This window comes from Thermoplasmata archaeon (genome assembly GCA_015063285.1).
In the GTDB taxonomy this organism is placed as follows: Archaea; Thermoplasmatota; Thermoplasmata; order Methanomassiliicoccales; family Methanomethylophilaceae; genus Methanoprimaticola.
The window spans coordinates 238,929-253,945 of the sequence record SUST01000001.1 but is presented as its reverse complement, the minus strand read 5'-3'; the positions used below and the strand labels follow the sequence as shown (position 1 = coordinate 253,945).

At 55.5% G+C, this 15,017-nt stretch carries 11 protein-coding genes; 7 read left to right on the top strand and 4 right to left on the bottom strand.

Features of this window, described 5'->3' with window-relative positions; all coding sequences use genetic code 11:
- The first annotated feature begins 23 nt into the window (after window positions 1-23).
- Both E7Z62_01225 and E7Z62_01220 read left to right on the top strand, forming a co-directional pair.
- Window positions 24-893 carry a fumarate hydratase gene (locus E7Z62_01225; GenBank protein ID MBE6521742.1) on the top strand — a complete coding sequence of 290 codons (870 nt, stop codon included), beginning with the start codon at window positions 24-26 and terminating at the stop codon, window positions 891-893.
- Window positions 818-1,456, top strand: a complete 639-nt coding sequence (locus tag E7Z62_01220; protein MBE6521741.1) for a fumarate hydratase — start codon at window positions 818-820, stop codon at window positions 1,454-1,456. The genes E7Z62_01225 and E7Z62_01220 overlap by 76 nt, the downstream gene beginning before the upstream one ends.
- Here E7Z62_01220 and E7Z62_01215 read toward each other — a convergent pair.
- Window positions 1,453-2,364 carry a carboxypeptidase regulatory-like domain-containing protein gene (locus tag E7Z62_01215; GenBank protein MBE6521740.1) on the bottom strand — a complete coding sequence of 304 codons (912 nt, stop codon included), beginning with the start codon at window positions 2,362-2,364 and terminating at the stop codon, window positions 1,453-1,455. The genes E7Z62_01220 and E7Z62_01215 overlap by 4 nt on opposite strands.
- 217 nt (window positions 2,365-2,581) lie before the next feature.
- On the opposite strand from E7Z62_01215, the gene E7Z62_01210 reads away from it, so the two are divergent.
- Window positions 2,582-7,942, top strand: a complete 5,361-nt coding sequence (locus E7Z62_01210) for an ATP-dependent helicase (protein MBE6521739.1) — start codon at window positions 2,582-2,584, stop codon at window positions 7,940-7,942.
- Window positions 7,943-8,039: 97 nt separating this feature from the next.
- A complete protein-coding gene (locus tag E7Z62_01205; GenBank protein MBE6521738.1) occupies window positions 8,040-8,432 on the top strand; it encodes a transcriptional regulator in 393 nt (130 codons plus the stop codon).
- Window positions 8,433-8,434: 2 nt separating this feature from the next.
- Here the strand turns inward: E7Z62_01205 and E7Z62_01200 are convergent, their stop codons facing one another.
- Entirely contained in the window at window positions 8,435-9,268 is an 834-nt protein-coding gene (locus E7Z62_01200) for a hypothetical protein (GenBank protein MBE6521737.1), read from the bottom strand.
- Between E7Z62_01200 and E7Z62_01195 the strand changes: the two genes are divergently transcribed.
- Entirely contained in the window at window positions 9,173-10,111 is a 939-nt protein-coding gene (locus tag E7Z62_01195) for an endonuclease IV (protein MBE6521736.1), read from the top strand. The two genes, E7Z62_01200 and E7Z62_01195, sit on opposite strands and share 96 nt — an antisense overlap.
- Here E7Z62_01195 and E7Z62_01190 read toward each other — a convergent pair whose 3' ends face one another.
- Window positions 10,112-10,435 (bottom strand): 4Fe-4S dicluster domain-containing protein, encoded by a 324-nt coding sequence (locus E7Z62_01190; GenBank protein ID MBE6521735.1) that lies wholly within the window; start codon window positions 10,433-10,435, stop codon window positions 10,112-10,114. It abuts the gene before it with no gap.
- A gap of 36 nt (window positions 10,436-10,471) precedes the next feature.
- Complete coding sequence (locus E7Z62_01185; GenBank protein ID MBE6521734.1) at window positions 10,472-10,855, bottom strand: hypothetical protein; 384 nt, start codon at window positions 10,853-10,855, stop codon at window positions 10,472-10,474.
- Between the two features lie 98 nt (window positions 10,856-10,953).
- On the opposite strand from E7Z62_01185, the gene E7Z62_01180 reads away from it, so the two are divergent.
- A complete protein-coding gene (locus E7Z62_01180; GenBank protein ID MBE6521733.1) occupies window positions 10,954-12,471 on the top strand; it encodes an MFS transporter in 1,518 nt (505 codons plus the stop codon).
- The gene (locus E7Z62_01175) at window positions 12,468-14,987 is read left to right on the top strand and encodes a hypothetical protein (protein ID MBE6521732.1); all 2,520 of its coding nucleotides are present in this window, start codon (window positions 12,468-12,470) and stop codon (window positions 14,985-14,987) included. Before E7Z62_01180 ends, E7Z62_01175 begins: the two co-directional genes overlap by 4 nt.
- Window positions 14,988-15,017 lie beyond the last annotated feature (30 nt).

The window sequence follows — 15,017 nt, the reverse complement described above, 5'->3', positions numbered from 1 at the left end:
CAGGCAAAATTGTGCAGTGTATCATGATAAAACTGCCTGAGCCCGTAGAGGACGTCGTATACAACCTCCTCCGTCTGGCGAACACCAAGCTTCCCGAGGACATCGGATGGGCCATGGAGGCCGCCTCCGGATGGGAGCAGAATCAGATCGCGTACACTCAACTCGGTGCGATCATGGATAACGTGAAGAAGGCCGAGCACGCCGGAATCCCGATGTGCCAGGATACCGGTATCCCAGTGTTCTATGTCAGGGGAAAGTTCGATTCTTCCATCGGAAAGGATATCGCGAAGGCAGTTGAGAGGGCTACGAAGGATATCCCCCTCAGGCCCAACACGGTCGACCCGATCACTCGTGAGAACTGCGGTCTCAATCTCGGTCCCGGCATGCCGATCATCCATTACATCCCGACCGACGACGATTTCACAGAGATCACCGTGCTCCCCAAGGGAGCAGGCTCGGAGAACATGACCCGTCTGGCCATGCTCAATCCCGCCGACGGTATCGAGGGGATCAAGAAGTTCATCATAAACTCCGTACTTGACGCCGGAGGGCGTCCCTGTCCGCCTACGGTCGTGGGCGTGGGCATAGGAGGGACATCCGATGTCTGCGTATCCATGGCGAAGGAGGCTCTGCTCATACCGATAGACGAGGAGAACCCCGATCCCGAGCTCAGGAAGCTGGAGGAGGACATCTTCATAGCATTGAACAGCTCCGGTCTGGGCCCCATGGGCCTCGGAGGTTCCACCACATCCCTCGGAGTGAGGATCAAGAAGTGCGCATGCCACACGGCAAGCCTGCCGGTCGCGGTCAACATCGGATGCTGGGCAACCCGCCGCGCATCCGCCAAGATCACCGACAACGGTGTGGAGTACTCGCAGGGGGTGAAGTTCTGATCGGACTCACAGCCCCTCTCTCGGAGGATGCCGTCAGGTCCCTGAAGGTCGGGGACACTTGTTATCTCAACGGCCCCGTCATCACAGGGCGCGACGAGCTGCATATCAGGGCACTTGAGTACGATATGCAAGGCAAAGAGGTGCCTAAAGATCTGGACGGTTCCGTCCTGTATCACTGCGGCCCTATCATGAGGCAGAGGGAAGACGGTTCCTGGGCGGTCGTCGCGGCAGGACCAACAACATCCGCCAGGATGAACAAGCTCGAGCCTGATTTCATCAGAAGGTTCCATATTCGTGCGGTCATCGGTAAGGGAGGCATGTCTAAGGAGACCATCGACGCCATGAAGGAGGTCGGATGCGTCTATCTCGCAGCGACCGGAGGCGCGGCGGTCAGCCTCGCAGAGGGTCTGCGCAAGTGCACCGGAGTGGACTGGCTGGACCTAGGCATGGCAGAGGCTATGTGGAGGTTCGACACCGAGAAGCTTGGACCGTTGGTGGTCGCCATAGATGCGAACGGCAACAGCCTCTACGATCAGGTTAACAAGAATCTGGTAAGGCCTTAATCGTCCTTCTCTTCTTCGCGCTCTTCCTCGATGGTGACCACAGGGAGGTCGTTGATGACGGCCAGACCTTCGACTTTTGTGGGCTTCCTTATCAGGTAGACCGCAAGGATGGCGACCATCAGAAGTATGAGGAGTCCGAAGAGCTCCAGCGTGTGCGCCAGATCGAGTCCGAAGATTAGGATGTGGCTCTTCTCCTCGATGGAGATGTTCATCGATTCCTTGGAAGGTTCGATACCTTCTTCCGTCCAGGTCACGAATCCGGATGCGGTGACCGTCATCTTGTAAGAGGTACCGCTGGGGCAGCTGATCGAATAGTAACCGAACTCGTCCGTCTTGGTGGTCAGGATGGATGTGGACGATTCCAGCGTGACCGTCGCATCCTCGATAAATACCGTGCTTCCGCCGATCTGACTGCTGACCGTTCCGAACATCGTTCCGATGGTACGGGAGACAAGTGCGGTGTATCCTGAATCGTCGTAGAGGCGATGGCGGCCGTCCACTGTATGATTGTCGATGAGCTCCAGCCTGTAGAGGTCTGAATCCCCGGCCTTATTCAGTTCCGAGCTCCATCCCTTCACCGTGAAATCATCGATGTTGAACGAGATGTATTGGATTGAGGGGTCGTATCTGATCTCGAAGTATCCGTCATCCTTAGTGAATGTGTGCGCGTAGGGCTGACTCATGGAATACCAGACGGTGACCTGGACTTCGGCGATGGGTTCGCGTTCCATCTGCGGAGGGATGTTGAAGACGTATCCTACCAAGTAATCAATCGGCTGAGGATCGTCCTCGTCGCCCTCTTCGGCATCGAAGGAGGCGGCCGCTGCGAACGAAAAGACCATCGCCACCGCTGCAAGCAGTGCCAATGTGATGCCGCACACCTTCGTATTCATGAGGTTCCGAAGCATTTTGTTAATATTTATGTGGCTCGTATCGCGGAATCCGTCAGATGTCGACAGTGAGGTGCACCTTCTCTTTTCCGAAAACCGTGGAAAAAACGGTCAAAAGCTAAAACGGTGATGTTATCAAAAAAGATGCTGGCTTAAGGTTCTAAGTCACAGTTTTTTAGGGTTGACTAATAAAAGTTTTTATTCTAGCTCGTATTGGGTTAAACGATTGTTTCCTATGGTTGACAGAGTAGACAGGACATATTCAAAAGACGAGGTCATGAACATGATGGAGCCTCTGATCTCCACATGGTTCAATGAGAAGTACGACGACCTCACCATACCTCAAGCGAAAGCCATACCTGTCATCCATCAGAGGCGCAACGTCCTTGTTTCTTCCCCGACGGGGTCCGGAAAGACCCTGACGGCATTCACCAGCATCATCAACGAGCTGACCCGCTACGCCAGGGAGGGCACGCTGGAGGAGCGCGTCTACTGTATCTACGTATCCCCGCTGAAGGCTCTCGGTAACGATGTCAACCGCAACCTGAATACACCTCTGGCCGAGATGAGGGAGGTCGCCGAGAGGCACGGTATGAACATCCCGAACATCACCGTGGCCGTGAGGTCCGGGGACACTTCGCAGGCGGAGAGGCAGAAGATGGTCCGCCATCCGCCGCACATCCTCATCACGACACCGGAGAGTCTCGCCCTGATCCTCGCCGCTCCTAAGTTCAAGGATGCGTTCAAGAAGGTCGAATGGGTGATCCTGGACGAGATCCATGACATATGCGATTCCAAGAGGGGAGCGTTCCTCTCGCTGACATTGGAGCGTCTCAGGAACCACTGCGAGAACGATTTCGTCCGTATCGGACTGTCTGCGACCTTAGCGCCCATAGAGGAGATAGCAGCGTATCTCGTGGGATGCAATCCGGACGGCACCCCGAGGGACGTAGCATTGATCGAATCGGGTTCAAAGAAGACACTGGACCTTCAGGTCATCTGTCCGACGAGGGACCTCACCGCACTGTCATCGGACATCGTCAACTCGATGATGTACGACACGCTCAAGGAGCTCATAGACGCCCACGACACAACACTGGTGTTCACCAACACGAGGTCGGGAGCCGAGAGCGTCGTATACAAGCTGAAGGAGCGCGGACTGGAGAACATCGAGGTCCACCACAGCTCCTTGGGAAAGGATATCAGATTGGACGTGGAGGAGCGTCTGAAGCACGGGGAGATCAAGTGTGTGGTTTCGTCCACATCCCTTGAGTTGGGAATTGATATCGGTTCCGTCGATCTGGTCTGTCAGATCGGATCCCCCAAGTCGGTCGCCAAGGGACTCCAGAGGATTGGAAGGAGCGGTCACAGCTTCGGAAAGGTGGCCAAGGGAAGGCTGCTGGTGTTCGATCCCGACGATCTCGTCGAATGCGCAGTGATGTGCCGTGCGGCGCACAGGGGCGACATCGACCGCGTGGGGATACCCGAGAACTGTCTCGACGTCCTCTCACAGACCGTCGTCGGTATGAGTCTGGACAACAGATGGGACATCGATGAGGCATACGACCTGATCAAAGGTTCCTATTGCTATCGCAACCTCCCGAAGGAGAGCTTCATGCAGGTCATCAGGTACCTGGGGAGCAAGGATGACTTTGAGGGAGTGTATTCCAAGATATGGTATGACGAGGAGGAGAACCTGTTCGGTAAGAAGAAGGGTTCCCGTATGATCTACTTCATGAACCTCGGAACGATCCCGGAGGAGGCCAACTACCGTGTCATCAACAACCACGGAACTGTCGCCGGGGAACTGTCCGAGAAGTTCGTCGAGAGGCTGTCGCCCAGGGACGTCTTCGTCCTGGGAGGGAGGTCCTTCGAGTTCGTCCGCTCCAAGGGTATGACCGCCTATGTGAAGGAGGCCAACGGAAGGAAGCCCACCGTTCCCTCATGGGCGGGAGAGATGCTCCCCAGGTCTTTCGACCTGTCCATGGACGTCGCCATCTTCAGGAGGGAGATGTCGCAGAGGATCCTCCAGGACGAGAGGGAGGCGATCAAGGCCATATCGGAGGAGTTCGATGTGGACGAGGGTTCCGCAAGGAGCGTATATTCATATTTCAAGGAGCAGGACGCCGTCGCAGGCTTCATACCCGACGACAAGAAGCTTGCAGTCGAGGAGTACATCGACCCTTCGGGCAACCAGAAGCTCGTGTTCCACTTCCCGTTCGGACGCAGGGTCAACGATGCGCTGTCCCGTGCGTACGCCCACAGGCTCACAGGGATGCTGGGGGCCAACGTTTCCGTTACGATATCCGATGACAGCTTCATGCTGGGATGCCCCAGGACTTTCGATCTGGACAAGCTTCCGGGATTGATCAAGGCCAACGAGCTGGAGACCGTCCTCAGGAAGTCCCTGAAGGATTCGGAGATCTTCAAGCTCAGGTTCAGGCACACCGCCGCCAGGAGCTTCATGATCCTCAGGAACTACATGGGCCGCCCCATATCGGTCAACAGGCAGCAGATCCGTTCCACCTATCTCCTGGAAGCGCTGGGAGGCATGGAAGGCGTCCCTGTCATCGAGGAGACCTACAGGGAGGTCATGGAGGACGACATGGACATCAAGAACGCCAAGTACGTCCTCAATCTGCTGGATTCCGGAGATATGCAGCTCAACCTCATCCGTTTCTCAGGTACGCCCTCCCCGTTCGCACATTCAGCCATCCTGTCGGGATTCTCGGACATCGTGCTGATGGAGGACCGTTCCGCACTGCTCAGGGAGCTCCACAGGAAGGTCCTGTACCGTGCCCTCGGTGACAGCGTCAGCGAGTTCGAGTTCGACGAGGACCAGATTGTACCGTATTATGCCCAGAAGCCCACGCGTATAACATGCAAGGACGACATACCGAAGCTCCTCATGGAGACGGGTCCCCTGCAGGCTCTGCGCGAGAGGGGGAGGAACATCTACTCCTACACTGACGAAGACAGGAAGACCGTCGACGGCTGGGTTCGCGAACTTATGCATTCCGGCGAGATAGGCACCGTGTTCCTGGACGACCCCCACATCATGGTGGCCGACGAGCTTCCGTTCTATGCCGCCGCTACCAGGAAGGAGCGCGAGCTCAACGAGACCGACAAGGACGTCTACGGCGCCATAGACATGGACACCCCGATGAGCGAGATCGTGGAGAAGCTGGAGATCAGCGAGGATATGACCGTCAGGTCCCTCAGGAAGCTGGAATCCATGTATCTGATCACCAGGTCAGACCTCTCCGGAGGGAAATGGCTGTTCGGACGCGTGGAGTATCCCGAGATCGACAGGAACGACGCCACCGACCGCATAGTCATGAGGTACCTGGACTGCTTCGCACCCGCGACAGTCCAAGAAGTGGCATTCTCATTATCAATTACAGAAGAACAGGCCAAGGCATCGCTGGAATCCCTTGTTGCCAACGACGATGTCGTGAAGGGCAGGTTCCTGGTATCCGAGAACGACCAGTACATGCTCAAGATCGACCATATGAGACTTAAGGCCGGTCATGACAACATCTACAGCTACGAGGCTGTGGAGCGCTACAGGCTGACCAAGGGCCAGCATTTCAAGACTATCAAGGAGTTCTTCGACTTCCATGGCTCCGCGGGCAACGAGCTGGACGTCTACAACAGGGTGGACGGGTTCGACCTCAGCGAATGGTACGAGATGAGAAAGAACGGAGACATACAGCTGGGAAGGTTCGTCAGAGGCAAGGTCAGGTTCGTGATGAGCGACGATGCCGACAGGTACGCCGCCATCAGGACCGACGAGACATCCCCCGGCGACGAGGAGCTGCTTGATGTCATCGACCGCATGGGCACCGCCACTCTGAGGCAGCTGGTGGCGGAGACCGGCAAAGAGAAGGATGTCATCCGCGACACCGTCATGCGCCTCGACCGTTCCCTGCGTATCATCCGCGCCTTCAGCGAGAAGGAGGACTGGGGTACCGAGAACACCTACGCCGTGTTCTATCCAGGCGATGTGGAGGGCGATCCCGCCAAGGACCTCATAGCGAAGGCCATCAGGGCGTACGGCCCGCTTCCCGCTTCCGCTCTGCGGTACATCGTCGGTGTCCCGCTGGACGTCATAGAGGAATGCGCCGCGGACATAGGCGCGAAGGTCGTGAGCGTAGGGGAGGGCCAGAGTCCCATGTACATCATGGAGGACGAGATCCCCGCATTGGAGCACGTGGAGGAGCAGGAGTACCCCATCAGGCTGCTTTCCCTGTTCGACCCCGACCTCGGTTCCAAATGGGCCGAGATCTCCGCGCGTTACGGCGACAGATGGATCTTCCCGCTGGTCAAGGGCAACAACATAGTCGGAGCGCTGGAGATCTGGGAGATGTCCGGTGTGATCGAGATCCGCTCCATGGACCTGGACGACCCCGCGATGCTTCCGGAGGTCCTCGATGCCGTGGACGGAATGATGGGATTCTACAAGCAGAAGAACATCGAGATCGTCCGCATAAGGGAGGTCATGGGCACCGACACCGAGAAGCTGGAGGACGACGTCAGCAAGGTGATGGAGGATCACGGATACGTGCTCGTCAACGGATTCTACGCGAAGGGACGCTTCGATCCCTGGACGATGACCGAGGAGCAGATGATCACGTACGTCTTCACCAAGCAGAGGGTGTCCAAGGCCAATAAGTATAGGACCGTGGACGAGTGTGTGGAGGTCCGCGGATACATCAGGGGCGACCAGGAGGTCATGACCCGTGTGGCCGAGAAGACCACCATGAAGAAGCAGATCGAGAAGGGCAACCTCATGAAGATGACATTGGTCCCCGGATACCAGGGATACACTAATGCGGAGCACGGAGCCATCTTCAAAGCCATGAAGGCATATGAGCCAGATGATGACGCGAAACTCATGATGAAGCTCATCGCCAAGATGCAGCCCGTGTCCAAGAAGAAGATAGTGGAGGAGTCCCCGCTGTCCCTCGAGAGGACCAACGAGTTATTCTCCGAGTTCAGCAAGAACTCCGTGATCTACCAGGGAGCGGATTCGACCTACAGTCTCGTCCCCGACAACGGTATGGATCAGCTCGAGGCCGCCAAAGAGGTCGCCAAGATGCATTTCCGCGATTTCGGAATTTTCTCCGCCGAGGACATGTCCACGTTCCTGTCCAGCAGGATGGGGTTCACCAGAGAGGTCCTGAGGGCGCTAGAGGACGACGGATTCGTGAAGAAGGGATTCTTCGTCAAGGACGATCCCACGCTCAGATGGATGCTGGCCGAGGATATCGGTAAGATGATGCGCAGGGCAGGGGAATCCCTTATCATCAATTCGCAGGACAACCTCAACCTGTACTTCCGCGATATGTTCAAGACGGAGACGGGAACGACTAGGTCCGTCATCATCGCGAACAACAAGGTCATAGGATCATTCATCGGCAAGATCACCGTCGCAGGCGCGAAGGTCGAGGAATTCCAAGGCAACGAGCGCGCCGAGCGTATGATGAAGGAGGCCGCGCAGTCGGTGGGGGCTAGGCTAGACACGCAGCGTCAGAGAGAGGACGAGGATTGGGACGTATCCGAGTTCTACACCAAAGTGAACACAGGAGCCTGACCAGTCAAGTGTCAGACGGATGAAAAAAACTTTGGCCAGGTTAAATTAACCAGTGTTATTGCCAATGTCTATATACTGACATTTTGTGCTCGACACCATGAAGATTCCCTGCGAGATTATCGTTTGGTACGTTCTTCCGATTGTTAGGAGGGAGGTGGCCAATGAATTGGTCAACGTCCACCATATGTCGCAGGCCGAAGTGGCTAGGAAATTCGGTGTAACCGATGCGGCGATCTCCCAATATCTGAAGAAGAAGAGAGGAGACAGCGCCATCATCGAGAATTCCATCAAATATCCTGAGTTCATCGGAAAGATCAGGGAATCCGCGAGCGCCATCGCTGAGGGTAAGAGCACCTTCGAGATGGAGATGTGCAGGGTCTGCCGCACCGTCGGTGAGATGGGAATCATCGATGAGATCTATCAGCAGCTGTTCGGTACGAATGCCATCAAGTGCGAAGGCATGTGCCGCGGCGTACTGCCCGAGATCTGAATTCATTCTATGAAGTCAGCGTGATAGAGGAACTCCTGCGCGTATCCGGCGTATTTTCCGAACAGTCCGCGTCCGTATGACGACACGGTCTTGTAGCTTCCCGTAACTCCGTATCTGGTCTCCATGACCTTCGATATGCGTGCATCTATCGGGAATGCCTCCATGTGCTCGAATGCGAACAATGCGACGCAGTCCGCCACCTTCGGTCCTACCCCGTTGATACCCTGAAGGTTCTGGATGCAGTCCTCGTAATTCATTTCAGAGAACGCTTCCACGTCCAGATCTCCCGATTCCACCCTTTCGGCGAGGGTAATGAACCTCTGTTCCCTGAATCCCAATCTGCATTCGGATATGCATCCGCAGTTGTCCAGGATCTGTTTTGGCGTGGGGAAGCCGTGTCTCCTTCCGAGATCCTTCCCGAAATGATCGCAGACGGATTCCACCATCTGACCGATGCGTGCGACGTTGGCGTTCGTCGCCAGAAGATATGTAGCGAGGCATTCCCAATGGTCCTGGCGCAGGATGCGCATCCCGGGACATCTTTTTGCGAGACCTGCGACGTATTCGTCGCGCTTGGAGATCTTCGATATGATCGCATCGAGATCGTCCTCTCCGCCCAGGTATCTTGTGATTCCTTTGCGGTCGTCGGTCCCTTTGACCTCCACGGATCCCGGCGACAGCTGCCTCATGGTGATGACCTGGTCCCTCCACACTCCCTCCCAGTCGCCGTTGTCCAGCTTATGCCACCTGTGTGCCTGGCCGCATCCCAGGGTAGGGTCCAAAGAGACTTCCAGATCGATTCTCATCAAATCGGACATGCGTTTCCAGATAATCATTTATTCGGTCATCCCCATCACGCGGTCATGATGAGATTCGGTCCCGCAGGATACCCCTCGGCAGGAAAGACGCCCGAGGGTTCGTTGGAATACACTAAGAACCTTGGCCTGAACGCCCTGGAGGTGGAGTTCGTCCGCGGAGCACGCATCAAGCCCGAGAGGGCCCAGGAGGTCGGAGCGAAGGCGAAGGAGCTCGATATCAGGCTCAGCTGCCATGCGCCGTATTTCATCAGTTTCAACTCGGATACGATGGAGACCCGCGAGAAAAGCATCGATTGGGTGATGGATACCGCACGTGCCGCACACAACCTCGGTGCCTACATCATAGTCATCCATGCTGCCGCTTATGGAAAATCCCCAGAGACCGCCCTACCCAACGTCATAGACGGGCTGAGGAAGTGCAAGGACCTTCTGGACGACGAAGGGATCAAAGATGTCACCCTCGGAGTGGAGACCATGGGAAAGCTCGGTCAATTCGGTACCCTGGACGAGATCGGGAAGGTCATGGACGAGGTCGACGGTGTCCATCCGGTGCTCGACGTTGCACATGTACACGCCAGGGGACACGGGTATCTGAAGACCGAGGACGATATGAGAGGACTCATCGACCAGTTCTTTCCTCTGGCGGGAGATATCGCACATTTCCACATCAGTTGCATAAAGTACGGCGACAAGGGAGAGATCTCGCATCTGCCCCTTGAAGCCAAGGATCCCGACCTTCAGATGCTGGCGAACGTTCTAGCGGATACGAAGCAGGAATGCAACTTCATATGCGAATCGCCGCTCATCGAGAAGGATGCGGTCGTCTTCAGGGACATGTTCCCGCAGTACCGCCAGAACTGATTATACCTTGACGTAAGGGTTCCTGTACTGACCGTGCTCCCTCGTTTTTCCATCACCGTATTGGATGGCGAACTGGGGGCAGTGGTGCAGGCATCTCAGGCAAAGTTCGCACTGTTCCTTCACCCAAACGGGTTTGCCATCCTTTATCTCGATGGCCTGAGCCGGACATCTGCTGGCACATAGGCCGCAGCCGGTGCATCCGTCATCGAGGAAGAAGTTCTTCGTACGTCTGTCTCTGTCGAACATGGTGTTCGAAACCATGCTCGTTATGCTCGGTTTCTCCTTCTCGATGTAGTTGCCCTTGGCTTGCTCCTGCACCCTCATGATGACCCTGTCGATGTACGCCTCCGCGTCATGGTTCTATTCCGCCACGAACTGGGGGTCGCTGAGGTCGAACATCGGCGTCCAGGTGTCGGGCATCCTTATGTCGAATGCAGCATCGATCTTCACTCCGTTCTTGGATAGGATCTTTGCAGCGTTGGCGCGGCAGGCGCCGGTGGTGGTCCCGTAGGTGATCACCAGGAAAACGTATTCGGGATCGTTCAGTTTGACCTGCTCCAGGAATCTCGAAACTATCTTCGGCAGGGCCCAATAGTACACAGGGGTGACCAGACCGAAGATCTTTTCTCCAGATAGTGTAGAAGGGTCCAGTCCTTCTATCGAGGCGGAATCCTCTCCGATCGCCGATGATATCCTCTGGGCAACGTACTTGCTGTTGCCTGTTGCGGAGAAGTAGCAGATCATATTGAAGAAACGGTGTTAAAGATATAAATCAGCAGAGTCGAAAAGATGTTTTATACGACAGCCGTTTAAACCTCGTTATATTAGGGGCGCGCGCGAATATGGGTTTGGATGAAGCGGTCAAGAAGAAACTGCCGGCATTGTTCCTGTTATCTCTCAGTACTTTCGTCGTCTGCGTTCCCGCAGCGATGACGCAGATCATATCGTTCGATCTGATGTTCGACCTCGATTCATTCCCGTCCAAGGGTTATGCCTGGACGTTCCCGATGTTCGTTGCGGGAGAATGCGCTTCCATGGCCCTGGCCGCCTGTATTATCGATAGGTACGGAAGGCGCATGCCTTATGCGTTGGGAGCCGTTCTGTTCATCGTAGCGACATGTTTCTGCGCCATGTGCACGGACATGAATCTTTTCCTCATAGGGCGTGTCGTTGAGGGATTCGGAGCCGGACTGGTCATCGTCACATGCATCGCACAGATCTACTTCGACGTGCCGGACAAGCAGAACCGTTACATCGCGAACGGTATCATGTCCCTGGGATTCGGAGCCGGAATGCTCTTCGGTCTGTTCGCAGGGAAGGCTTTTGTTGAAACTATCGGTTGGCCGACTGCGTTCTGGATCCTGGCCGTGGCGCAGGCCGTCATGACCTATCCTGCATTGCAGATACTCAAGAACGGAGAGACCAGCAAGCTGAAGGCGGATATCCCTGGAGCCATCATCGCAACCGTCTGGGCCGGTGTCCTGGTATTCCTGCTTCAGAAGCTCTATCTCGAATGGGATCTGGAGAACCCTGTCGCGATGGAATGGATCGCATTCCTGATCATGATGACAGTCCTGTTCATCTTCGTCGAGATAGTCAATCCCCACTCAGTCTTCCATCGGAAGATCGACAACGGCCGTCTGACGACCGCTTGCATGGTGTTCATCATCCTGCTAGGACTGATAAACATGGCCACCGTGGGATACATGGTCAAGATCGCTTTCTTCACCTACGGGATGACCGTGGGCGAGGCCGCGCCGTTCTTCATTATCTTGGTGTGCGGTGCCGCCATCACGGCCATAACGATCTCCAAGGTGATCCATAAGACGGGACATCTGCCGTGGTTCCTGCTGAGCGCCATCCTGACCCCGATTGCTCTGATATCCATGGTCTTGGTCAAGGAGGACGACCCATCGGTATTCTTCGCATTGCATCTGTTCGTGCTCGGACTGGCGATAGGATGTCTGGTCTCGATGCTCAACGCCACCATCCAGAACAGGACCACCAAGGACAACAACGGTGCGATAATGTCGTTCGCCATCATGATCCGTACCGTGGCGCTTTGGGCAGGTTACAACTGCTATCAGGCGTTCTCCGATTACTACATGAGGGAGGCCATGGCGGAGACCATGGAGCATTGGAACGAGATCCTTCATCTCGATCTCCCGGCCGACAGTTCGTTGGCATCGCTTCTGCTGACGCCTCTGGGGGACTTCGTCAGACTGGTCCCCGGGCTCTCGGAGAAGATAGCCTCGGCGTTCGCCGAAGGTGTCGGGCTTACGCTGACAGGGGGAGCGATAGTCTTCGTCATCGTCGCCATCCCCATGATCATACTCGCAGGAAGGAGGAATACGATATGAGCTTCCGCAAGGCCTTCCTGCTCACATTCATACTTCTGGCTGTGGCATTCGCCGCGGTCCAGCTATCCGATGATTCGTCGGCAGATGTCAAAGGTATCAAGGACATCATAGACCTCAAGGGGAACGTCACCCTCACCGACGATATAACATACAAGGACGGTTCCGTGATCGTGGTCCACAAGGACGCCGTGATCGACCTCGGCGAATACACGATGGATTTCGGTGCCGAGAGCAGCGTCACCGTTATCGACAGGGCGTCCTTTGTCAGCTCCGGAGGCAGCATGGTGTTCGGAAAGGATACGGCACTGGTCCTCATCGGTGCCGTACTGCCCGTTTTGGGGGCCGAGCTCGAGGTATCATTCGACGGTACCGTGGTCCTGGGAGGTATTCCAGCCATAAAGGACGGTTCCGAGATGAGGTTCACCCCGAACGGGGAGGACCATAACATGTACTTCGGCTGGAGCAGCTTCCAGGCGATCGTCCAGGACCCGTATGCCGCACATCTGCTGTCCAAGCAGGGGATCGAATACCAGATAGATTTCAACAAGCTCACCTATATCAGCAAGTCCTCGGATGACGAAGGTGTCTATTTCGTGGAGACCATGCACGTCTATTCCGATCTGTCCAGGCATGCCGTGGACATGAAGATCCCGTTAGAGGGCAATCCCAAGATCACTATGGATTTCACATCCGTGACCGTGAAGGAGGATTTCCCCAGATCCGGTGTCGAGGAGACCAAGAACTTCAACGACATGGGATTGATCACTATGGAGATGGACAGTGATTTCTTCGTGGAGGTCAAGGCCTCTGCAGGACAAGTCACCACCCAAAGGACCGAAGGGGACAAGATCCTGGATTCCGCCGTCTTCACCGATACCGACCTCTACATGAAGTCGGACCTCAAGGTCATATGGTTCATCCTGAAGCAACACGACATCAAGGAGACCGAGGACGTCAACATCATCAAGAAGCTCAACATCACAGCGGAGACAGGGGAGTTCTACGTCTCCGACGTCAAAGAGGTGGACAGGTACTTGGAGCATCTTTACGTCACCATTGATGCGGATGAGGAAGCGGAATGGTTCCTGGTCGCAGGGTTCACCGAGGATAATGTCGTCAATACGCTGAAGGCGGATGAGGCGAATTTCCAATCCCTGGGCCTCACCACGGATTACAAGCTCACGGTGGATGTCGTGGTGCCCATGCTCGTGTACACGAGGGAGTCCGGGGATGCCATAGTGTTCAAGTTGGATGCGGCCCTGGTCCATCTGCAGACCGAGAATCTCGACCTTGCGAAGCTGTATTCGATATACTGCGTAGAGGGCGAGATAACCCTCCAGGAACTGCTGGATTACAGCGGTATCGTCAAGGGCGATGTGCACTACCTCTTCGCGGATTACGACGGGGACGGGAAGATAGACCTGAAGATAGAGGATATGTCCGCCGTTCTGGAGCAGGATGCCAGGAAGCACAACACTCTGACCGTCAGTTTCGAATTCATCGAGACCGAGACCGAGAAGGAGGATGAGAAGCTGGGCCACACGGTCACCGATTACAATCTCCAGGAGACGATGGTCTACATCGACACAGTGGGCAACATGGACCAGGTCATTAAGGCCTTCACGGAAGGGATACAGTTCACCGACGATACCGTTGCCGAGATCCAAGTCTCCAATTCAGGATTCGATGTCGTATCGACGAGCGAATCCAACCGTCTGCAGGTCACCGGTACCGCGATGTCGGAAACATCGCCGACCAGCATGACGCTCTCGGTATTGGTCTCGTATTCGAAGTACACCGACACCACGACTGTAGCGGCAAGGGCCAATTCGGTCGGATACAAGGTAGTGGTGGACGATACCATTCAGCATACGGATCCCGTCGGTACCACCGAACTCGTCCTCACCCTCACCGAGCTCAGGGGAGAACTGGACCTGACATTCGATGAAGGTATAGGATACACACTCGATATCCACATGCCTTGGGACCTGTCCGTCGTGCATTACGACATGGACTTCAGGCTGGTCAACGACGATTCGGGCATATCCGTTACCCATGGTACACTGGACATCGAGGGTTACGACGCCAAGGAACAGGGGATATTCGCCATCGTCAACGCTCTGAGGACAGATGACTTCGTCGTCGACGGAAGGCTGCTGTTTACATCATCGGAGCTCGTACTGAGCAGGGATTCGGTCCAGGTGTACAATACATACAGGGATGTGGAGCTCACGATAAGGAGCTTCGATGTGGACGTCGAGAGAGGTGTGAACATCGGGATCAATCTGGTGAGGATATACCTCGACCTGATCAAGTCAGACGGTACCGAGTATGAGAAGTCCCTCAATAAGCTCAACATCAACCTAGACCAGTCAGGGATAGTGCCTGGACCGACCGTCATGGAGCTCACGGCCAAGCTGATGCTGATCATCTTCTCGGTGGCATCCGCGGAGCTGGTGGTGACCCTCATAGTGCTGAGGATAAAGAGGCCTCATCTATTCAAGTTCAACGAGTGAGCGCACATATAAAACCGAAAAAGGAGTCAC